At 53.9% G+C, this 20,264-nt stretch carries 18 protein-coding genes; 3 read left to right on the top strand and 15 right to left on the bottom strand.

Annotation, left to right across the window (positions count from 1 at the left end; translation table 11 throughout):
- Positions 1–16 precede the first annotated feature (16 nt).
- The 12 genes from ACR0K1_RS23605 to ACR0K1_RS23550 form a co-directional block, all read right to left on the bottom strand.
- Positions 17–592 carry a glucose-6-phosphate isomerase gene (locus tag ACR0K1_RS23605; RefSeq protein ID WP_480852070.1) on the bottom strand — a complete coding sequence of 192 codons (576 nt, stop codon included), beginning with the start codon at positions 590–592 and terminating at the stop codon, positions 17–19.
- A gap of 12 nt (positions 593–604) precedes the next feature.
- Positions 605–1,555, bottom strand: a complete 951-nt coding sequence (locus ACR0K1_RS23600; protein WP_480852069.1) for a shikimate dehydrogenase family protein — start codon at positions 1,553–1,555, stop codon at positions 605–607.
- Positions 1,556–1,563: 8 nt separating this feature from the next.
- Positions 1,564–3,066, bottom strand: coding sequence for a glycerol kinase GlpK (glpK, locus tag ACR0K1_RS23595; protein WP_480852068.1), 1,503 nt, complete (start codon positions 3,064–3,066; stop codon positions 1,564–1,566).
- A gap of 23 nt (positions 3,067–3,089) precedes the next feature.
- A complete protein-coding gene (locus tag ACR0K1_RS23590) occupies positions 3,090–4,145 on the bottom strand; it encodes a galactitol-1-phosphate 5-dehydrogenase (protein WP_480852067.1) in 1,056 nt (351 codons plus the stop codon).
- The gene (locus tag ACR0K1_RS23585) at positions 4,142–5,197 is read right to left on the bottom strand and encodes a zinc-dependent dehydrogenase (RefSeq protein ID WP_480852066.1); all 1,056 of its coding nucleotides are present in this window, start codon (positions 5,195–5,197) and stop codon (positions 4,142–4,144) included. The genes ACR0K1_RS23590 and ACR0K1_RS23585 overlap by 4 nt, the downstream gene beginning before the upstream one ends.
- 4 nt (positions 5,198–5,201) lie before the next feature.
- Positions 5,202–6,038, bottom strand: a complete 837-nt coding sequence (locus ACR0K1_RS23580; protein ID WP_170386406.1) for an SDR family oxidoreductase — start codon at positions 6,036–6,038, stop codon at positions 5,202–5,204.
- Positions 6,039–6,072: 34 nt separating this feature from the next.
- Complete coding sequence (locus ACR0K1_RS23575; RefSeq protein WP_480852065.1) at positions 6,073–6,768, bottom strand: bifunctional 4-hydroxy-2-oxoglutarate aldolase/2-dehydro-3-deoxy-phosphogluconate aldolase; 696 nt, start codon at positions 6,766–6,768, stop codon at positions 6,073–6,075.
- Between the two features lie 59 nt (positions 6,769–6,827).
- The gene (locus ACR0K1_RS23570; protein WP_480852064.1) at positions 6,828–7,853 is read right to left on the bottom strand and encodes an ABC transporter permease; all 1,026 of its coding nucleotides are present in this window, start codon (positions 7,851–7,853) and stop codon (positions 6,828–6,830) included.
- The gene (locus ACR0K1_RS23565; RefSeq protein WP_480852063.1) at positions 7,853–8,830 is read right to left on the bottom strand and encodes an ABC transporter permease; all 978 of its coding nucleotides are present in this window, start codon (positions 8,828–8,830) and stop codon (positions 7,853–7,855) included. The genes ACR0K1_RS23570 and ACR0K1_RS23565 overlap by 1 nt, the downstream gene beginning before the upstream one ends.
- A gap of 11 nt (positions 8,831–8,841) precedes the next feature.
- Positions 8,842–10,344 (bottom strand): sugar ABC transporter ATP-binding protein, encoded by a 1,503-nt coding sequence (locus tag ACR0K1_RS23560; protein WP_480852062.1) that lies wholly within the window; start codon positions 10,342–10,344, stop codon positions 8,842–8,844.
- Positions 10,345–10,412: 68 nt separating this feature from the next.
- Positions 10,413–11,408, bottom strand: coding sequence for a substrate-binding domain-containing protein (locus ACR0K1_RS23555; protein WP_480616119.1), 996 nt, complete (start codon positions 11,406–11,408; stop codon positions 10,413–10,415).
- 687 nt (positions 11,409–12,095) lie between these two features.
- A complete protein-coding gene (locus ACR0K1_RS23550; RefSeq protein ID WP_480616121.1) occupies positions 12,096–13,004 on the bottom strand; it encodes a LysR family transcriptional regulator in 909 nt (302 codons plus the stop codon).
- Positions 13,005–13,040: 36 nt separating this feature from the next.
- Between ACR0K1_RS23550 and ACR0K1_RS23545 the strand changes: the two genes are divergently transcribed.
- The 3 genes from ACR0K1_RS23545 to ACR0K1_RS23535 all read left to right on the top strand — a co-directional run bounded on the left by ACR0K1_RS23545 (position 13,041) and on the right by ACR0K1_RS23535 (position 16,844).
- Positions 13,041–13,940 (top strand): CmcJ/NvfI family oxidoreductase, encoded by a 900-nt coding sequence (locus ACR0K1_RS23545; RefSeq protein ID WP_480852061.1) that lies wholly within the window; start codon positions 13,041–13,043, stop codon positions 13,938–13,940.
- A 139-nt stretch (positions 13,941–14,079) separates the two neighbouring features.
- On the top strand, positions 14,080–14,868 hold the full coding sequence (locus ACR0K1_RS23540) for an SDR family NAD(P)-dependent oxidoreductase (RefSeq protein ID WP_480852060.1): 789 nt from the start codon (positions 14,080–14,082) through the stop codon (positions 14,866–14,868).
- A gap of 95 nt (positions 14,869–14,963) precedes the next feature.
- Positions 14,964–16,844: a sigma-54-dependent Fis family transcriptional regulator gene (locus ACR0K1_RS23535; RefSeq protein ID WP_480852059.1), complete on the top strand. Its 1,881-nt coding sequence runs from the start codon at positions 14,964–14,966 to the stop codon at positions 16,842–16,844.
- Between the two features lie 51 nt (positions 16,845–16,895).
- Here the strand turns inward: ACR0K1_RS23535 and lpdA are convergent, their stop codons facing one another.
- From lpdA to ACR0K1_RS23520, 3 genes are all read right to left on the bottom strand, one after another.
- Positions 16,896–18,290: a dihydrolipoyl dehydrogenase gene (gene lpdA, locus ACR0K1_RS23530; RefSeq protein ID WP_480852058.1), complete on the bottom strand. Its 1,395-nt coding sequence runs from the start codon at positions 18,288–18,290 to the stop codon at positions 16,896–16,898.
- 23 nt (positions 18,291–18,313) lie between these two features.
- Positions 18,314–19,588: a HupE/UreJ family protein gene (locus ACR0K1_RS23525; protein ID WP_480852057.1), complete on the bottom strand. Its 1,275-nt coding sequence runs from the start codon at positions 19,586–19,588 to the stop codon at positions 18,314–18,316.
- A gap of 65 nt (positions 19,589–19,653) precedes the next feature.
- Positions 19,654–20,244 carry a VOC family protein gene (locus tag ACR0K1_RS23520; protein WP_480852056.1) on the bottom strand — a complete coding sequence of 197 codons (591 nt, stop codon included), beginning with the start codon at positions 20,242–20,244 and terminating at the stop codon, positions 19,654–19,656.
- Between the last annotated feature and the right edge of the window lie 20 nt (positions 20,245–20,264).

Genomic DNA, 20,264 nt, shown 5'->3' with positions numbered 1-20,264 from the left:
CTGAATACCTTGGAGGCTATCCTTGCCAGCGCGGATTATCGATCAGCGTGGGTTTGCCATCGCGTTCCACCAGCAGTTTACGGAAACCCTTGGTTTCGATCGTTCCATAGTCGTGACCGGCGTGCCCCGGGAAGGCGAAGAACATCACAAAGTCCTCGCTGTCAGAAATGTTGATTGATCGATGCGCCCAGCGACCCGGCACGTAAACCGCATCGCCTTTCTTCATCTCACGCCATTCGACCCTGCCTTCAGGCGTCTCCATCATCATTCCACCATTGCCGGAGAGGCAGTAGTATACTTCGGCGGTGTCCAGCACGGTATGGAAGTGACCCTTGGTCATGTAGTATTCCTCACCGATTTTGCCGGGACGGATACGGGTGGTGCCATAGGCAACATTACCGCTGGTCTCCGGAACGCCCATGTCAAAATACTCATAGACCATGGCATCATCTGCCGTGACCGCTGCGTTGAAAGCGTCCTCGTCAGCAAAGTAGCCCTTGAGGGTCGACAAAGGGCGTGCAATCGGCTCTGCGGTTTTGGACGCGCCAGTTTCGACGTCGAAATCAAACAGTGTGGGTGTCATATCGTTCATGGAATTATCCTTTCAGGAAGTCGCTTCTTTCGCGATCCGGCTCAGCTCTTCAAAAGCCGGTCCGGACATGGGGATATCGATGTCGAAAACCTCGGCGATCACACGCGTCCAGCCGTGGATGAAATAGACCCAGCCATCGACCACGGTGAGGTTTTTCGCCTCTGCCTGCGCGTCTGCCTGATCGAGAAAGACCAGATCGCCACGGTAGTTAAACTCCCAGATCAGAGCGTCCTCGGGGTAGCTCACCGCATCTGAGACAGGTGACCCGGGGCCGTCTTTGCCAAGCCCAGTGGCGTTGATCACCATTGAGCCTTTCGGCAATTCCGAGACAACCACATCGGCTTCCGATGGGGTCGGAGCCAGCCGGTATTCGATTGGAATGCTGAACCCGATATTGCCATGAACGGTGCGCATCTCGTCGAGGCTAGCGTCGCGCCGGGCGGTGACGATGATCTTGCCTGGCACATCGCCGCCTTCTGCGGCTTTGTTATGTAGATAAAGCGTCAGCGCCAATGACGAACCGCCAGACCCAAGGATCAGCATTTCACCGCCGGTTTTTAGCCAATGACCGTCTGTGACAATCGCCTCATACGCGGCACCGGCACTGATGGGATCCTTTGCATGGCCCGCCAGCCGGTCACCCCGTTTCGAGATCGATGAAATCTCGTGTAAAGTCTGTGCATAAGGATCGAGATCATCAAATAGATCGCGCGAGGCTTTCAGAAGATTGACCTTATGGGTCGTCACAAGCGCCCCAAGCGACAAGGGATCCGACTTGATAAAAGAAACAGCACCGCGATAAGCGTCGTGGTCCGAGTTCGGCACAAAGTCGATGCCCTTAAGTTCGGCGTTCAACCCCAAATGATCCGCCCAAGCAGGAAACACCTTCATGATGGACGATTTGGTCGTGGTCACGCCAATGAAGTACATCGTTCGGCGCGTTGCAACGGCGTAGTTGGTCATTGTTTTTCCTATTCGTGTTCGGCCCAGTCGCGCGATCGCTCAACGGCACGGGTCCAACCCGCGTACAGCTCATCGGCTTGCGTCCGGTCCATCTGTGGATCGAATTGCCTGTCCAGTGTGAATGTCGCGCGTAGGTCGTCTGTGGTTTCCCAGAATCCGACTGCAAGACCCGCGAGGAAGGCAGCGCCGCGTGCCGTGGTGTCGACGATCTTGGGTCGGAGCACTGAGACATCCAGCATGTCAGCCTGAAACTGCATGACGAAATTATTCATGGCCGCGCCCCCGTCGACCTTGAGGTCGGCAAGCGTGATCCCTGTGTCCTTCTCCATGCAGGTGATGACGTCTCGGATCTGGTAGGCCATGCTTTCCAGCGACGCCCGCACGATGTGATCGCGGTTGGCCCCTCGAGTGATGCCAACAATCGTGCCCCGCGCATATTGATCCCAATGCGGCGCCGAAAGGCCTGTGAATGCCGGAACAACATAAACACCATTTGTGTCATCAACGTTGTTTGCCGAGACTTCACTCTCGGCGGCGTTGTGAAGGATTTTCATTTCGTCGCGAAGCCATTGAATGACCGAGCCGACTGTAAAGAGCAGACCTTCGACCGCGTATTGAGTTTTGCCATTCACGCGACAGGCAACTGTCGTCAGCAGGCCGTTCTCGGAGTATTTCACCTCTTCGCCGACGTTCATCATAAGTGAACCACCGGTGCCGTAGGTCGCCTTGACCATGCCCGGCTCAAAACAAGCCTGACCAAAGAGCGCGCCTTGTTGATCCCCGATGGCAGAGGCAACCGGGATCTCCGCACCGTCAAAGACATTCGGATGTGTGGTTCCGTACACTTCAGAGCTGTCTTTTATGTCCGGCAATATCGCGCGCGGCACCCGCAATTCGCGCATCAACTCCTCGTCCCATTCACAGGTCCGGATATCCATTAACTGCGTCCGCGATGCATTCGAGACATCCGTGGCATGCACTCCACCGGTGAGCTTCCAGATCAACCAACTGTCGATGGTGCCTGCAGCTAATTCGCCCCGTTCGGCCCGCTCCCGCGCGCCTTCCACGTTGTCGAGGATCCAGGCAATTTTGGTTCCTGAAAAATAGGCGTCCACAACAAGTCCGGTCTTTTTGCGGATCGCTTCCTCAAGCCCCCGCGCCTTGAGCCCGTCACACACGTCTGCCGTACGGCGATCCTGCCAAACCAGGGCATTGTAAATGGGACGGCTGGTTTTGCGGTCCCAGATCACCACGGTTTCGCGTTGGTTGGTTATTCCAATGGAGGCAATCTCTGCTGGATTGGCATTAGCCGACTTCATGGCTTCCTGAATGACTGCCAGCTGCGTTGTCCAAATCTCGCGAGGATCATGTTCAACCCAACCCGGTTGAGGGTAAATCTGACGAAATTCCTGCTGACCGATGGCCGCGACTTCCCCGGCTTTGTCAAATAGAATGGCGCGGGCGCTTGACGTCCCTTCGTCCAGTGCCAGCACATATTTCTTGTCAGTCATATCGCCCTCCCTCGCTCTTGCCTTCAAGTGTTCGGCTTGAACAGAATCTTGTGATACGGCCCAAAGCTACGATCTTTCAGTTTGCGAAAGATCTCTGGCGCTTCATCCAGAGAAGCTCGATGCGTGATCAGCGGCTCAACATCCAGACGTCCAGCTTCAAGCAAACCCATGATGTCGAACCACTCTTTGCCCGGAAACGGCACAGAGTAAGAATTCCACGAGCCAATCACTTCAACCTCTTCGCGCACAACTTTGTCGAACGCCGCTTTGGAGAAAGTTACATCCCCATAGGCCGTCCCATAGAGCACGACTTTGCCCTGTTTCGCGCAGGACAGGATAGACAAGTCTCGCCCTGCGTCATTTCCGGCCGCTTCCAGCGCCAGTGCAACGCCCCGGCCCTTTGTCGCCTGCTTGATTGCCGCAAGCGCATCAGTCTGAGCAGGATTGATGCAGACGTCCGCTCCGACCCGTCGCGCCAGTTCGAGCTTTTCCTCATCAACATCCACGGCAATCAGGGGCTGCGCGCCGGACAGCTTGGCGAGCTGAAGGGCAAAATACCCGAGCGCACCGCATCCCACGACAACCACGGCATCGCCCAGGCTTAGGTCCACCTTATGGATACCATGAAGGATAATGGCCGCCGGTTCGATGGTCGCAGCGACCTCGAGGCTGACATTGTCCGGAACCTTTAGGACATTTTGTGCAGGGGCCTTGAGATACTGCGCAAAAGCGCCATCGGTACGAGAGCCCAGGAAGTTGTAATTCTCGCACAAGGAGTAATTCCCGCGCGCGCAGTCATCACAGGTCCCGCAGGGCATCAACGGTGCAACGGCAACTTTGTCCCCGGGCTTCAGATGCGAGACCTCGGTACCGATCTCTTCCACGACCCCTGCGAATTCGTGCCCTGGTATCGTTGGGAAACTATATGTCCCCGTGACCATAACGCGACCGATATCTGAGCCGCAGATGCCACAGGCAGCCACCTTGACGAGTACCTCGTTGTCTCCCAAGTCCTTGGGAACCGGAACGTCTTCAACCCGGAGATCAGCCGGGGCGTGGAGAACTGCAGCCTTCATCATGCGCTTGCCTCTTGCGGAAGTATAAGTGTTTTCATGCCCTTGCCGGTCAGTGCGTGATCGAAACCCGCGATGGCGTCATTCATGCCGAAACGATGGGACACGATGGATGTCACGTCGATCTGATTACTTTCGACCAGCTTTAACGAGCGTGCGTAGTCCTCAACGCTAGACCCGGTGCTGCCCAGAAGAGTCAGTCCCCAATAGTGCACCTTGTTTGTATCCAGATCGACTGTGCTGCCTTTGGTCAGACCAGAAAAGAAGTTCATCCGGCCGTAGCGGGCAAGCAATCCTAGAGCTACGCCTTGCAGCTCTGGCGCGGGTGCGCAGGTCAATGCAACATCCACCCCATGTCCGCCTGTGATCCGCATAACCTCGTCGTGCACATCAACTTCCGCAGAGTTGACCGTGTTTGTGGCCCCCTGCCCCGCAATCTCACGCAACCGGCTGTCTCGACGTCCCACGACGATCACCTGTCGCGCGCCGTAAGAACGGGCGAGTTGCAGGAAGAGAGCGGCGATCGGTCCCGTACCCAGGATCAATACACGATCCTCTGGCGTAACGTGTAAATCTTTCCATGCGTTGAAACAGCACGACAGCGGCTCGACCAAGGCGGCAGCTTCATAGTCAAGACTGCGAGGAATTTCGAAGAGGTTGCCACCATAAAGCGCGGCCGGCGTCACAATCATATATTGCTGAAAACCGCCGTCGATGTTGATACCAAAGGCATCGTATTTCGGGCACATATTGTTCAGCCCTTTGCGGCACATGTCGCAGTGCCCGCAGCCGATATTGGGAACAACCGAAACTCGCTGACCAACCTTCCAATGGGCAACATGATCGCCAACCGCCACAATGTCCCCGGCAAGCTCGTGACCCAGAACGCGTGTTTCATCAGGGCCGACCCGGAAATGGCCACCGCGCATAATCTTCAGATCGGTGCCGCAAATCGATGCGGCATGCACCTTGACCAACACTTCCGCAGCGCTGATTGCAGGCATCTCGCGCTCATCGAGCGTGACCGTGCCGACCCCTCTGAAAACAGCCGCCTTCACTGGTTCAGACCTCCATCCCGTAGCGGTGCACCTTGTGCGTGGGATAGAGCGAGATCGTCGGGATCGTGACGTCGGGTGTACGTGTCGCAACGTAGAGTGCCAACCAGCCTACGTTTTCCACGTCGATGCACGAGGCATGGATGCCTTCCTTCAGTTCTTTCTCGTCCAGCCAACCGTCTGTGTAGGCCTTCAAGTCACCGTCATAGAGACCCTTGTCGATGATCTCGGTCATCGGAGTTTTCACATGGCTCGGGTTCAGTACCGTGACACCGATATTCTTCTTCTCACCATCCAACAGGATGTTCTTCGAGAAACCTATCATACCGTGTTTGGAAGCTCGGTAAGGGCTGTGGCCGGGTCCCGATGCAACTCGGGTTGAAGACGATCCCATGTTAATGATGCGTCCGCCGCCCTGCGGTTCCATGTAGATGAAAGCCTCGCGGCAGCAGAGGAACACGGCCGTCAGGTTTGGCCCGATGGTCTTGTTCCATTCCTCCAGCGTCACTTCGTTCAGCGGAGGCGCCAGGCTGTCGCGCCCGGCCGAATTGACCAGGACATCGATCTTGCCCCACTTTTCATGCACCTGTTTGAAAAACGCGCGGACCGTCTCTTCTTCTGTGACATCAGCGTAGATTGGCAGAACATCCCCGCCTTCGGCTGCGATTTCCTTAGCGACGCGATCAAGACGTTCCTTATCAAAATCCACCATCGCAATTTTGCATCCGGCGTCTGCATAGACGCGGGCCACCTCTTCTCCGATCCCCGAAGCCGCGCCGGTGATGATGCTGACCTTGCCCTCAAGCGTCATTGGAGCGCGTCTGCCATTTCCATTTATCGACATGATGTTTCCTTTTCTTGAAGAACTTGAACTCTGTTCAGGCAGCACGAGCAGCGCTTAAGGCTGCGGCCGTCAATTTTCTGATTTCGTCAAATTTCCCGGCGGCGATCAGCTTGGGATCAACCATCCAGGATCCACCGCAAGCAACCACTTGCGATATCCCAAGGTAGTCCGACACATTCCGCGCGTTGACGCCCCCGGTGGGAACGAACCGCATGTCGCCATAGGGCCCCGTCAACGCTTTGAGGAATGGAACTCCGCCCGTTGGTTCGGCGGGGAAGAATTTGACAACTTTCAACCCGTGCGACATTGCCTGCTCGACACCGGTTGGATTGTTGATCCCTGGAACAATCGGAATTCCCTTGGATTGCGCGTGGCGGACAACGTCAGGGTTGAACCCTGGGGTCACGATGAAAGTTGCGCCCGCCTCGGCGGCGGCATCCAACTGATCTACGTTCGTGACCGTGCCTGCCCCCAAAAGGATCTCCGGGACGGCTTGTGCGATGGCGTGTATGGAATCCTTAGCCGCTGCTGTTCGAAAAGTGACTTCTGCAACGTCCAACCCACCCGCAAGCAGAGCCTTCGCCAGCGGCACGGCATCTTCAGCTCTCTCCAGGACTACCACAGGCAAAAGCCGTGCTGCGTTGATGCGCTGGATGATGTCTTGCTCTGTCACCGTTCTTGTCTCCATCGAATGAAACGCGATTCTTTTCACAATCAGCTTATCGCGCAAAATTTTATTCTGCAATAAAACTGAAAAAATTATTTTCTAACTTGTGCCGGCCTCGAAATTTACTTCCCCCGCCGTGCTCGGCGTAGAGAACGCCAACCATCGGACACAACAACAGAAATCAGAACTGAGCCAACGACAACCTTTTGCCATTCCGCAGCAACCTCAAATAGGTTGAATGCGTTATTGACCAGCGTGATGAACAGCACACCCAAAACAGACCCAAGCACCGAGCCGCGCCCTCCCGCGATGCTGGCTCCGCCTACGAGACAGGCAATGATGATCTGCAACTCCACGCCAGAGCCAATATGACGACTGGCCAAACCGGTTCGCGCGGCGATGAACATACCGGCTATCGCGGCCAAAACACCGCACAAAACGAAACCTGCCAACTGAAGTCGACGCACCGGTATACCCAATGACCGCGCCGCATCCGGATTGTCACCAGCAAGATAGTGGCGGCGCCCAATCGGATGGCGGCGCAATATGACATCTGCGCCAAGCGCCAAGACAATCGCCAAAAGGAGAATAATGTGAAGCGGTCCGATATGCAGCGATCCAAACGCATAAAAGCCTGGATCAACCTCGGGACCTGACACATACATCCAAGGCTGTGGACGACCGCCTCCGATCATCAGGTCAACCAAACCACGCAGTACATACAGCGCCCCAAGGGTCACAATCAACGGGTTCAACCCGACATAAGACACCAACACGCCGTTGAATACTCCGACAATTGCTCCAACACCGACACCGCCGATCATGGCCATTTGCCAAGGCAGACCCGCAGAAAGAAGCCATGTCGCCACGAGACCGGCCAAAGCCATGGTGGCCCCGATCGACAGGTCGAATGTGCCGGTCACAAAAAGCGCTGTCATGCCAATTGCCAGAAGAACCATTGGTCCAATGCTGGTTTGCAGGGAGGCGAGGTTGTTCGCGTTCAGAAAAAAGGGACTGCCAAACATCAAAACCAGAAGCAGCACTGCAACCACAATACCGGCTGGCACCTCGGGCTGTGCAAGCAAGCGGCTTAGCGTTATTGATTGTGCGGGAACAGTCTTGGGTGTCGCCACTGTTTCAGCAGACATCACGCGCCCTCCTTCTTGTTCATGATTATGTCGACCAACACTGCGCAAATCAGCAGCACACCAATGGCGACCTGTTGGGCAAGCGGGTTGACGTTGTACATGACGAGGCCATTCAGGATCAGCGCAAGAAAGAGTAGGCCCAGCACCGAGCCTCCGACACCACCACGCCCTCCATATAGACTGGCACCCCCCAAGATGGCCGCCGTGACATAAGTGAATTCCAGGCCAACCCCCATATCGGTGCTCGCATGGGTTAAACGAGATGCGGTCAGGACCCCTCCGACCCCGGCGAAAAAGGCCGACGCAACAAATGCCCAAAGCTTGAATGCGTCAGTTCGGATGCCATAGATACGCGCCGTCTCTGAATTTTCTCCAACCAGATACATCTTGCGGAACAGCGATGAGCGCAGTTGCAGGAACACAAGTACGGCAAGTGCAAAACCCGCGACAATGATTGTTGCACTTATTCCGAACCAACGGGTCTTTGCCAAAAGCCTGAAATCTCGCGGATAAACGCCCCCAACCAAATCGGTGGCCAGGACACCGACGACCCCTTGAACAAGGATCAAAGTGCCGATTGTTAACATCAAGGAATTGACCTTGAACCGGGTTACCAGAAAACCATTGGCAAACCCGACAGCGGTTGCAACGCAGAGCGCCAGAAAGATCGCGGGATAAAGGTCCAGCCCACCCACCTTGAGAAGCCACCCTGTCAGTGTTCCGGCCAGCGCGTAGACGGCACCTACCGACAGATCGATCTCCCCGAGCACCATCACATAGGTGAATCCAAAAATCGCAATCGCGTCGATCGAAAGCGCGAAAGCAAGGGAGTAGAGATTGTTGTAGGCAGAAAACTGAGCCTTTGTGACCGCGAGGAAGACAAACAGCAAAAGCACCACTGCAACGAGAATACCGCCGGAGGCGGCAAATCCGCGGAGATTGAAAGGCTCGATTATGGATTGGTCGGTTGAAGCCATGTATCTTCCCCTCAGTGCACGGCGCTGCCAGCGGCCAGCGTCATCGCACTATCTTCGGTGATTTCATTTCCACGCAATTCGCCGACAATGCGATTGCTCCGCATGACGATCACGCGGTCGCAGAGGCTCACGAGTTCTGGAAGTTCGGAGGAAAACACCATCACGCTGGTGCCGTTTTCGGCCAACTCAATCAACTTGCGGTGCATCTCGGCCTTGGCACCAACGTCTACGCCTCTGGTTGGTTCATTGACGATCACCACATCTGGATCTGGCGTCAGACAAGCGGCCATCATCACTTTCTGCTGATTGCCGCCACTAAGCGATGCGGGCGTGCTGGCCAACCCGCCCGCCTTGATCTCAAATCGGTCCGAATACGCCCGGGACGTATCTTGCACCTTCGCGCGCCGGATCAACCCCATACGGCTGAGCCGAGACAGGACAGGCGCGGTAATGTTGTCCGTCAATGCCCGGTATTTAAACAACCCGGATTCAGAGCGGTCTGGCGATAAGTAGGTGACCCCTGCGTCGATCATCTTGAGCGGCGTAGGGTTGGGAACGACGTTTTCCTTCACGTGCAGGGTTCCCGCGGCCGGAACATCACGCCCAAAGAGAAGGCGGGAAAGCTCACTCGCCCCCGAACCTTCCAGACCGAAAACCCCCAAGACCTCGCCCTGGTACAAATCTAGAGTTACGTCGTTGAGGCCGCCAACACCTGACAACCCTTTGGCGCCAAAGGCAACGATGTCCCGGTTTGCGCCGCTTGACGCTCGGCGCCTATGCAGCTCGCCCATGTCACGCCCAACCATGCGTCGCACCAAGTCCGCCTCGGTCAGACCCGCATTCTCCAGCGTCTCAATGTACTCTCCGTCTCGCAGCACGGTTATCCGATCACTGATCTCGAGGACTTCCGGGATCCGGTGCGAGACAAACAAAACACTTTTACCTTCCGCCCGCAGTGACTTGATGAGATCTAACAAAGTTTCCGTTTCCTGCGCATTCAGGCTGGACGTTGGCTCATCAAGTATGATCAGGCGGCGGCTCTCAGAAATGGTCCGGAGGATCTCTACAATCTGCTTCTGCCCGGTTGTCAGTGAGGACATCAGCTGATCCGGCGCAATATTTAAATTGAAAAGATTGAGCTTGGCAGTTGCAAATTCATTCAGTGCCTTTCGGTTTACAAAACCGGCCCGGTTGCGTGTAGGCAAGTCGGGGGCGAGGTTCTCGGCGACGGTCAAGCCATTAAAGATCGCCAGTTCCTGGTGAACCATCGCGATACCGAGATCATCAGAAACGGCTGGAGAGAACCGCGTCAGCGTTTGACCGACCACAACCACCTCGCCCTTCGAAGGGGCGGTCTCACCTCGCACCACACGCATTGTCGTGCTTTTGCCCGCCCCGTTCTCGCCAAGGAGCGCGTGGACTTCACCGGCGCGTATGGAGAAACTCACATCCTTCAGCGCCTGAACCGGCCCGTAGGACTTGGACACATGCCTGAGTTCGACAAGATCTGGCATCTTTTCCTCCGCGAAGCAGGGCTTGGTCCCACGCGCTGGCAACTTCCTGCGCGCAGGACTTGTTCTCCTCAGTCGTACTGGGGGATGTTCTCATGCATGAACGACCCAACGTTTTCTGCATTGATGACCTGGGCACCCATATAGATGACCTCGGGTGCCGAGGTGATGCCGGATGCTGTATTGTCTGCCGAGATCGGTACACCAGCCAAACCAACATTCGCATCGTTGAAAGCTTCGAGGATTTGGATCGCCATGAAGCTTTCCAATGCAGTCTTGTTAATGATCGAGCTGTCGATCACACCATCCGCGATACACTCAAGAACCGGAGCTTCCCGATCGTTGACCACCACCGCGAGGTCAGCGATATCAAGGCCAAGTTCCTCTGCCGCCAGACATATTCCGGTGCCCGATGAAGCGTCGAAGCCAACAATGGCGTCGATGTCCTCATAGGTGTTGAAGATCGCCTTACCAGCTTCAATAGCATCTGCCGTATTGGCTTTGTCGTCAACGCGCCCGGCTTCCTGCCAATTGGAATTAGCGGTGACGTAATCGGTAAAGCCCGTGATCTTTGCGTCAGTGTTGGACGCGCCCCAGTTCCCACTTGCAACATAAGCACCTTCGGTTCCCGCGAGACGGATCAACTCTTTGGCCTGTTCCACGCCGGATTGATAGTTGTCCAAACCAATAAAGGTCATCGCGCCGTGGTCATCGACGGTCGCTTCGATAACAACGACGGGAATGCCTTGGTCCATCGCTCGTTTGATTGCAGGAACCGCACCTGGCTCCCAAAGCGATGTGATGATCCCATCAGGTTCTTTGGCGATCGCTTGCTCGACTGCTTCGGCATGACCTGCAGGATCCCAGCCCTGGGGGCCGGTGGTGCGGATCTCTACACCGAACTTATCGGCCGCATAGCGCATGCCAAGATGGTTATCGAGCAGATAAGGGTGACCCAGAAGTTGGGATGCATAGTAATAGACGCGATCTTCAGCAAACGCGGAACTTGCCGCACCAATGACCGTTCCTCCGGCCACCGCTGCTTTGAGCAAAGTCAAAAGTTTCATGGGCTCCTCCCTTCGAGAAAATTATTTTCACGAATCCTTCTTAGCATCGCATGAAATTTTATTGCAAGACTAAACTGTAGAATCTTATGAAATTGCAGGCCTCGCTTTGTGACATTGGTCAGCGGATGAACAACGGGCTCCATTAGTCGAATGTCAGTGGCCGACCGCAGCTATGGTTTCAAATACAAACACCCAACGAAGAAACATTGGCAGAGTGGCAAAGTTCTGAAACCGCCGAACCGTTACCGGCTATGAGGCAGGGTCGCCGATGGCCTGATCAATGGCGTTCTGGTGGGCTACGCTGGTTTACCTGCCCTCAACACCACCATCGCGACTGGGAGCATTGCGCGGTCCCACTTGTTTATCTCCTTTGAAGACGGCAGACTGGTTCGGGACGCTGTCAGCTTTAGGTCGGTCCAGATCACAGATCTCGCGAGAGAGTTCAACCTTAGTGCAAACGAGGTGGTCGAAATACTTCGATGTTGCTGCGGTCAAAGAATCTGGATCAAGTATCTCTGAATTGGGCTAAAACGGAGTGGGTCGCCTTTGAAAAAGTCCGCAGGAGCATGTTTCACATAAATTAGCTTATGGGGGAATACCGCTCACACTGAACCTGGATATTCTAGCCATACAGGACAGGCAGAGGTGATTGAGAACATGAAACCGCGAATGGATTTTTCGAAACGACTAAATGCTTTCCCAACTTGGCATCTGTCCAATCCTGTCCAACAGGAAATCCATGAAAACCCGAACCTTAGCGGACAAGACATTTGCTTTCGGATAGACAAGCCATAGTACAGATGCGTCGGTTACCCGGTAGTCTGGCAGGACCTGAACAAGACTGCCTTCCGACAGTTCACGGTGGACGCTCCAAAGCGAATTCATTGAAATACCTGCTCCAGCCACCGTGGCGAGTTTTTGGCTGAGGCCATCATCAAAAGTTAGCTGACAACGGGCCGCGCGGGGATCGAATTCTCCGGATGAGCCATTAGAACCGGTGAGAGGACGCGGCTCCTGATCTCTGAATGCGATCAAATCATGATCTACCAGATCGGATGGTGCTGCCGGTGCCCCACGCTGGGCCAAATATTGAGGAGAGGCACAAAGTACGCGATTGTCGTCAGCGAGCTTGCGGCCTTTGAGGCTGGTATCTTCAAGCGCTGAGTTCCGAATAGCCAAATCGTAGCTGCCCTCAATCAGGTTGAACTGGCTGTCGGACAGACGAAGGTCGAGATTAACCCCCGGGTACTTAAGGAGGAATTCTGGCAGGATTGGCGCGATGTATAACTGTGCAAAAGTGCTGGGTGCAGTAAAGCGCAGTGTTCCTTTGGGCTGAGATTGTCCCTGCCCCAATGCGGCGCGCCCAGCACTCTCTTGCGCCAGAATTTCGCGGGCGTAGGGCAGAAATTCAGCACCTTCCAATGATAAAGCAACTTTACGGGTCGAGCGGTGCAGCAAGTCAGCACCCAATGTGTTTTCGAGCTTGGCAAGCCGGGCGCTTGCTACAGCCGGTGCAAAACCTAGTTCGCGCCCTGCTGCGCTAATATTGAGCTTTTCAGCTGCAAGAACAAACAGGCGAAGGCTTTCCGTATCCATCTCATTATATCCAAAACCCGAATTATCTATCTTCTAATGACCCATTTTTATTCCGTCTTCAATGCGTATCTTGGAGTCCAGCCGAAACAAGGTCGCGACGCGAACTCAAATCGCTTGTCGGGTCGCGGATCAAAAATGTTAAAAAAGGAGAAGGCTATGCCAGGTGCTGCAACTGTCAATTATCACGTGCACAGTGCGTCGAGGCAGGCGTTTCAAATCGATGCTGGTGGTGTCGCGGGAAACCTGATCTCGCCAGAACTTGTTACAACGGAAATTTCGCTCCGAGACCTGCGGGGATCAGAGGATGCGATTTCGTTTGCAACGGATGGCGTCTCGTTTGTTACATCACCTAGCAACGTAACTTCGTTTGGCGATGGAAACGACTGGCAACAGGTTTATGACCGTGAATTGACCGAGTTGCTTTTCCAACATCTGGGTGCCAAAGAGGTCGTTGTTTTCGACCACACATTAAGGGTTGATGACCCCGATTCCGATCGCAAACCAGCCCGGAATGTCCATAGCGACTACAGCACTGAGGGGGCGGAAAAGCGACTGGTAGACATTCTGGGATCAGACAAGGCCGCAGAATGGAGCACGGGGCACTACGCCTTCATCAATGTATGGCGCCCAGTTGAAAACCCTATCAATAGCGCGCCGCTTGGTTTTGTTCGCCCATCCAGCGTCACGAATGAAGACTGGATTCTGATCGATCTGATTTACCCGGATCGGCGCGGCCACATTATGGGGCTGGCGGCGAGCGACGCACATGATTGGGTTTATCAGTCAAGAATGACCCCGGATGAGATTGTCCTGTTCAATATCTACGACAACCAAGGACTGCCCTCAGTGGGTCACAGTGCAGTCGATTTGATCGAGGATCCAAGTATCCATTCAATTCGAAAGAGCCTCGAGAGCCGAACTGTTGTTCGCTTCTGATAGGCTACTGAAAAGCGACACACATAGCTAAAACGAACTTCAGGATAGTTCGGCTTTTTGAGACCGGGTGAATGCTAGCTTCAAAGTGCAGTCCATCCTCAAATGTCCGAAGCCCGGCTTACGAACAAAGGAACGAACCATGTCCAAAACAATTCTTATCACTGGATCAACGGACGGCCTCGGTCTCTTGACTGCCAAAACCCTCTCGGCACAAGGTCATAGAATTCTGCTACATGGTCGAAACCAACCAAAACTTGAGGTGGCTGCAGCAGAAGTTGGCGACCATACAGAAAGCTATGTCGCCGACTTTTCAAAACTGAGTGATGTCGAAGCGTTGTCGACAGAGATTCTTGAGCGACATGACCGCATCGATGTCTTGATCAACAATGCTGGCGTCTACAAGACGCCTACCACACGAACACCGGATGGCTTCGACGTTCGCTTTGTGGTGAATACGTTCGCGCCGTGGGTGCTGACGCAACGGCTGTTGCCGATCATCCCGCAAGATGGCCGTATAATTAACTTGTCGTCGGCCGCACAAGCCCCAGTCGATGCAAAGGCAATGGTCGGTCATGGTCCGCTGGACGATTTTGGGGCCTATGCCCAAAGCAAACTGGCGATCACTATCTGGTCACAGGAACTGGCAAAAGCGCTGCCAAATGGCCCGTCTGTCATTGCGGTGAATCCCGGCTCACTGCTTGCCTCCAAGATGGTGAAAGAGGGGTTTGGCGTCGCAGGGAATGATATGAGCATAGGCGCGGACATCATATGCCGTACCGCACTTGACCCCGAGTTTTCCAATGCTTCCGGCAAGTACTTCGACAACGACTCGGGACAGTTGGCCAAACCCCATTCAGCAGCAATGGATGAAGACCATAGAAAATCTGTGATGAAAGCTATCCAAGAGGTCACAGCCACCTCGCGGTAAACTCTCAGACAGGCGGGAAAACCGCGGGAGCATCGACGTTTTTTTGTCGAAATTGCTCTCAATGCTGTAAGCTGATGGCACGGGGAGGACATAGGGTGGAAACCGATAATTCCTTACACTTTGGAAATGCTATTAGTGAATCGTGGGAACGCTGTGAGCTCAAGTACAAGCTTGTTCGGGATACAGCTCGCCCCATCCTTCGCCTACAATCATCTGAAGTGGCTCCTCGGTTAGAGGAATTGGTAGAACGTTCCGGCGGCCGCCAAGGGATAATCAGCCAACTCGCTAAAATAGCAGCCAATGCCGGCCATTGCCTTGTTGTCACGGACACCGATGGTGTTTCGGTTCGTCTGGAGGGCACCGACCAGGGCCGGTCCGTTTTTGAAGAAAACGGCATCGCCGTCGGTTCCTGTTGGGATGAGCGAATTGCAGGAACTAATGGTGTTAGCATGGCGTTATCTGAGAGAGATGCCTTCACCGTTAGCGGAGGAAACCACTACTTTTCTTCTTTGCGTCCATTCGCCTGCACAGCTGCCCCTATTTTTGACGCAGAAAACCAGACACTCGGTGCAATCAGCTTGGCCATGCTGGATCGCAATAACTCGTTAGACTATCTCTTTGCGTCTCAGCTTTTGGGCGCCGCCGCAGACAGAATCCAACGCATACTATTCGAAAAGCAGTTTGCAGATAAATTGATCATATCTGTTTCCTCAGCTGATGGGCGCGACTTGCTGAAGCGGGATGAACATGTGGCATTGAACGAAGCTGGGATCATCTTGGGCACTACAGCAGGGGCACACCGCCTCGTAGGTGAAAAAACTCCCGCGGCACTAAAAGGGAAGGCCTTTGAGTTAGTGTTCGGTACTGATTCAAAGGTTATGGAAACAGTCCCCGAAAGAGTAACGAGTGTTCGATCCAAGAACGGAACAGTTCTAAATTTCTCGGCGCTAACTAAGAGCGGTAAGCGCGCTTCTCCAGCGTCATGGAAAAACCGAAAAACGACAACTTCGCTAAGACCAAAACGTACCCGACTGGCCACCTCGTTACGCCAGCTTTCAATCGGAAGCGATCGAATGGCTGCGCTTTGTACGAGGGCCCTGGCCAACTTCAGAAAGGGATTACCCTTCTTGATCGAAGGTGAGTCCGGTACCGGTAAGTCTGCCCTCATTGTAGCGATCCTTGAAGCTACCAAGTTCGACTCAGCACGTGTAACGACCGTTGATTGTGCGTCTCTGGGTGAATCTGAACAGGACAAACTTTACTTTCAGACCTTGCTGGAACAAGCGCGTATTGCGAGTTCCTTTGGAATGGCACACCAGGAACATATTGTTCTGGTTTTTGAGAACGTAGACGAACTGCCAGAGTTCGCGCAGGCTCGACTCAGGATGCTGATGGGTGAAATTGAAGCAGACGGGTTGCTACTCGAAGAGCAGTATTCGGGACCGACACCGAGAATAATAGCAACGTGCCGTCAACCGCTTCGCGTTGCCGTCCAGGACGGGTTGTTCCGTGATGATCTTTATTTCCTGCTGGCAAATACGATTGTTCAACTTCCTCCTCTTCGACACCGTGAACGCATCGAGGTCTTGGCTGGCGAGATCGCTCGGCAGTTGGCGGGAGAGGCAGTGCAAATAACAGAAGAAGCAAAAAGCTTGATCTCCTGCTCTGATTGGCCAGGCAATGTCCGAGAGCTCAAAAACGCCCTGCAGCAATCGCTTATGGAAGGGGATGGTCGTCGTATCTCACGGCTGGACCTACCGGAATGCACCATATCTGGGTCAGAAACCCGCAAGATCGTAGAGACAAGGCAGAATTATTCCGACCAGTCAAATTCGAACTATGATGAGCAGACACTCATTCAGGACGCGCTGATCGGAGCCCGATGGAACGTTTCGAAAGCAGCGCGTAACTTAGGAATGGGCCGCGCAACCATTCATCGAAAGATGAAACAATATGGCATCGCGCGACCCCGTTAGCATCAACATGGTCGGCAACAAGTAATGTTGCTGACGAGCGATTGAGCGAAGCTACTTGTGGATGACTCTTCCGAAAGCATCGAGAGCGCTTTCATGCATCATTTCGCTAAGCGTTGGGTGCGGGAATACAGTTTCCATCAAATCTGGACCTGTTGCATTGAGCTTTTGCCCGACGACATATCCTTGGATCAGTTCGGTCACTTCGGCCCCGACCATATGCGCTCCAAGCAATCGCTCGGTTTTGGCATCAAAGACGGTCTTGATCATCCCCTGCGCGTCGCCCAATGCAATGGCTTTGCCATTGCCCTGGTAAGGAAACCGCCCGACTTTTATTTCAAATCCGGCTTCGATTGCTTGCGCTTCGGTCATCCCAACGCTCGCGATCTGAGGGTGGCAATATGTGCAACCTGCAATACTCTCCGGCTTAACAGGGTGACCTTCAAGTCCAGCAATGAGTTCAGCGACCATAACACCCTCATGACTTGCCTTGTGAGCAAGCCAAGGAGCCCCCGCGACATCTCCGATAGCATAGAGTCCAGGTATATTGGTGCGGCAATACTCGTCTGTGACGACGTGATTTCGGTCGATCTCAATACCCATCTCTTCGAGACCAAGGTTCTCAACGTTACCGGTGACGCCAACAGCTGAAATCACGGTGTCAAAATCCTGAACCGTTACCTCGCCCTCTTTTACGATATGAGCGACAACTCGGTCGCTGTGACGTTCAAGCTGCGTAACTTTCGAGCCCTCGAAAAACTTCATGCCCTGTTTGCTGAAGCTCTTCTTGGCATAGGTCGATATCTCGGCGTCTTCGGCAGGCAAAATGCGACCCATTACTTCCACTACGGTCGTTTTTGCTCCGATCGCGTTGTAAAAACTGGCAAATTCGATACCGATCGCACCGGAACCGATGACCAGCAGCTTGTTCGGTTCATGCGGCGGCTGCAAAGCATGTTTGTAAGACCAAACGCGTTTCCCATCAGCTTCAAGTCCAGGAAGATCTCTCGCGCGTGCACCGGTTGCCAGAACGATATTGTTAGCACGCAGTTTCTTTTCGCCATCGTTGGTTTTCACAACAACTTCGCCATTCCCGGCCAAGCGCGCTTCACCCATAATGGATGGAACTTTGTTCTTCTTGAACAAATAACCAACGCCATTTGAAAGCTGTTTGGCAACCCTCCGAGACCGCACGACAATGGCTTCGAGATCGTGTTCCGGATCTTCAATCTTGAGGCCAAAGTCTTTTGCATTCTGAGCTAAGTGTAGCACTTCGCTCGAGCGGAGAAGTGCCTTTGTGGGAATGCAGCCCCAGTTCAGACAAATACCACCGAGGTGTTCACGCTCGATACAAACGACATCCAACCCCAGTTGGGCTGCACGGATTGCAGCAACATAACCACCTGGTCCTGCTCCGATTACGATCATATCGAATTTTGTTTCAGTCATTTTGGATCTCCGAGGTGAATGGTCTAAACTAGGCCAAAAGCGTCTGCTGCTTCAGTAACGCGGGTGAATGTAGCGGACGCGGCAAACAGCGCGATGAACACCGCAACACCTCTGCGCCACGTGTCGTGTAGCAATGGGAATAGGCGATCTGTCAGCAGGATGATCGGTAGGATCATGGCGTAGATCGCGAATTGGCAGGCTTCCAGCCCAAAGGTGAATGCCAATAGGTCGAGGAAATCAAACTGACCTGCAAACATTGCCTGAGACGCAGAGGCGGCAAACCCGTAGCCATGGACCAGCCCAATGACGAACAACGCTAACCAACCCAGCGGATGTCTGATCTGAAAGCATATAAAAGCGCCAGCAACAACGATCGATAGCGCAATGCTAAATTCCACCAACGGTATGAACCAGATCGTTGCCGGGGCGATGCCGTAGAGGCCGGCAGCAAGAGTGATCATATGTCCAATGGTGAAGGCCGAAGCCATCCCCAGAGCTTGGCGCCAGCTTTGTGCGGCAATGGCGATAAGGACAATTATGGCCAGGTGATCAAGACCAAAGTAAATATGTTCTGCTCCGATTAAGGCCGCATCGCGCATAACGATCCATTTGTTTGAAGCCGCTGGATACGAGACATCCAGCACACCAATCATCGCCTGCGTCTCGATTGAGTTGCTGCGATGTAGCTTCACGACAGTTCCAAACCTGTCCATCACCTGAAAATTCTTACCAAGATCCGAAGCAACGCGCAGATCCTGATTTAGAGATCCAGCCGGGACCGAAAGCGCGACGTCTACAGTGAGGTCGAAGTATGGCAAGGCTGCCACATTTGTTTGGGCGGCCTGTTGAAATGCTGCCTTTGCAGATTTGACAGTTCCAAATGAGGGCCTCTCAGTATCAGCCCAGAACCGAACTTGCTCAACTTTCGTATCTGATCTATGCCCATCAATCCAAATAGACAACGATCGGTTCAATACGTCCAAAAGCTCAAGTGTGTTGTTTTCAATCGCATGCGCATCCAGAAAAGTGTCAGCACCGTTGCTGATACCAAATGGGGGTAAGCGAGTTTCGCTCTGTCCTTGCCAATCGTCGGGAAGCAGAGCCAAAGGAGCGGGCATGCGAATGAGAACGAGTGCTTGGTCTCCGCCGTCGTCAACAATGTGGATGATCCGCGGGTCGGAATAGCTGAAGTGAGCGTATCCTCGCTGCGGCCACCAGCAGAGCGCTAGTAAGAGAACTAAAACACCCGTTAAGATAGGCTGGCGTCGTGTATATTTCGAGGAGCTCAACCAAGCCATGTTCGCCTCCTTAAGAAGGGTGGCGGCTTGGGGTGCCGCAGCCCGTTTTCGTATTTGGATTATCTTCAGGAGCGCGGGTCCCAGAAATTCCGATTATTCTGCTTTTCGTCCAGAATGCCGTTGGGCGCGCTGACGATTTCCAACTGCATGCCCCAAGGCGTCAGAAAATAGACCCAGTCCATCCCCTCCAACAATGTGCCCGTCAGCGGGTGAGGGCTTTCCAAGACCTGTACACCGTTATCACGCAGGTACTGGGTCGCTTCGTTGATATCATCGACATAAAAAGCGATGTGGTACCCACCGATGTCGCTGTTCTTTGGCGGGTTCGGGTTCTGATCCGGCGATGTGTATTTGAACACTTCAAAAGCCGGACCGTTGCCGCACCGAACCATTGTAATGACTTCGATGACCGCGCGCGGGTTCACGTTCAGGTTTTTTGTCATCCAGTCATCTTCAAACGGACCAAAAGGACCGAAAGAGAAAAACGCCTCGCATCCCATGATGTCGACGAGAAACTCAACGGCTTCGTCCACGTTGGGTACGGTGATGCCGATATGTTGAGTTCCCCGCATACCTGGTAGCTCGGCAAACGCAGATGCTGGAATGCCCAGTGTCAGTGCCGTGGCGCAGGCAAATTTACTTAACTTTTTTAACATCTTATCCTCCTTAAGTTTGT

Source organism: Ruegeria sp. F5 (assembly GCF_056533845.1).
Note: the sequence above shows the minus strand (reverse complement) of the source record. Positions and strands in the feature narration are given on the sequence as shown.

Excerpts from the sequence above, each read along its gene's own strand:
- ACR0K1_RS23605 (WP_480852070.1), bottom strand. The coding sequence starts at position 592 with ATGAACGATATGACACCCACACTGTTTGATTTCGACGTCGAAACTGGC.
- ACR0K1_RS23600 (WP_480852069.1), bottom strand. The coding sequence starts at position 1,555 with ATGACCAACTACGCCGTTGCAACGCGCCGAACGATGTACTTCATTGGC.
- glpK (WP_480852068.1), bottom strand. The coding sequence starts at position 3,066 with ATGACTGACAAGAAATATGTGCTGGCACTGGACGAAGGGACGTCAAGC.
- ACR0K1_RS23590 (WP_480852067.1), bottom strand. The coding sequence starts at position 4,145 with ATGATGAAGGCTGCAGTTCTCCACGCCCCGGCTGATCTCCGGGTTGAA.
- ACR0K1_RS23580 (WP_170386406.1), bottom strand. The coding sequence starts at position 6,038 with ATGTCGATAAATGGAAATGGCAGACGCGCTCCAATGACGCTTGAGGGC.
- ACR0K1_RS23570 (WP_480852064.1), bottom strand. The coding sequence starts at position 7,853 with ATGTCTGCTGAAACAGTGGCGACACCCAAGACTGTTCCCGCACAATCA.
- ACR0K1_RS23565 (WP_480852063.1), bottom strand. The coding sequence starts at position 8,830 with ATGGCTTCAACCGACCAATCCATAATCGAGCCTTTCAATCTCCGCGGA.
- ACR0K1_RS23560 (WP_480852062.1), bottom strand. The coding sequence starts at position 10,344 with ATGCCAGATCTTGTCGAACTCAGGCATGTGTCCAAGTCCTACGGGCCG.
- ACR0K1_RS23555 (WP_480616119.1), bottom strand. The coding sequence starts at position 11,408 with ATGAAACTTTTGACTTTGCTCAAAGCAGCGGTGGCCGGAGGAACGGTC.
- ACR0K1_RS23550 (WP_480616121.1), bottom strand. The coding sequence starts at position 13,004 with ATGGATACGGAAAGCCTTCGCCTGTTTGTTCTTGCAGCTGAAAAGCTC.
- ACR0K1_RS23545 (WP_480852061.1), top strand. The coding sequence starts at position 13,041 with ATGACCCATTTTTATTCCGTCTTCAATGCGTATCTTGGAGTCCAGCCG.
- ACR0K1_RS23540 (WP_480852060.1), top strand. The coding sequence starts at position 14,080 with ATGTCCAAAACAATTCTTATCACTGGATCAACGGACGGCCTCGGTCTC.
- lpdA (WP_480852058.1), bottom strand. The coding sequence starts at position 18,290 with ATGACTGAAACAAAATTCGATATGATCGTAATCGGAGCAGGACCAGGT.
- ACR0K1_RS23525 (WP_480852057.1), bottom strand. The coding sequence starts at position 19,588 with ATGGCTTGGTTGAGCTCCTCGAAATATACACGACGCCAGCCTATCTTA.
- ACR0K1_RS23520 (WP_480852056.1), bottom strand. The coding sequence starts at position 20,244 with ATGTTAAAAAAGTTAAGTAAATTTGCCTGCGCCACGGCACTGACACTG.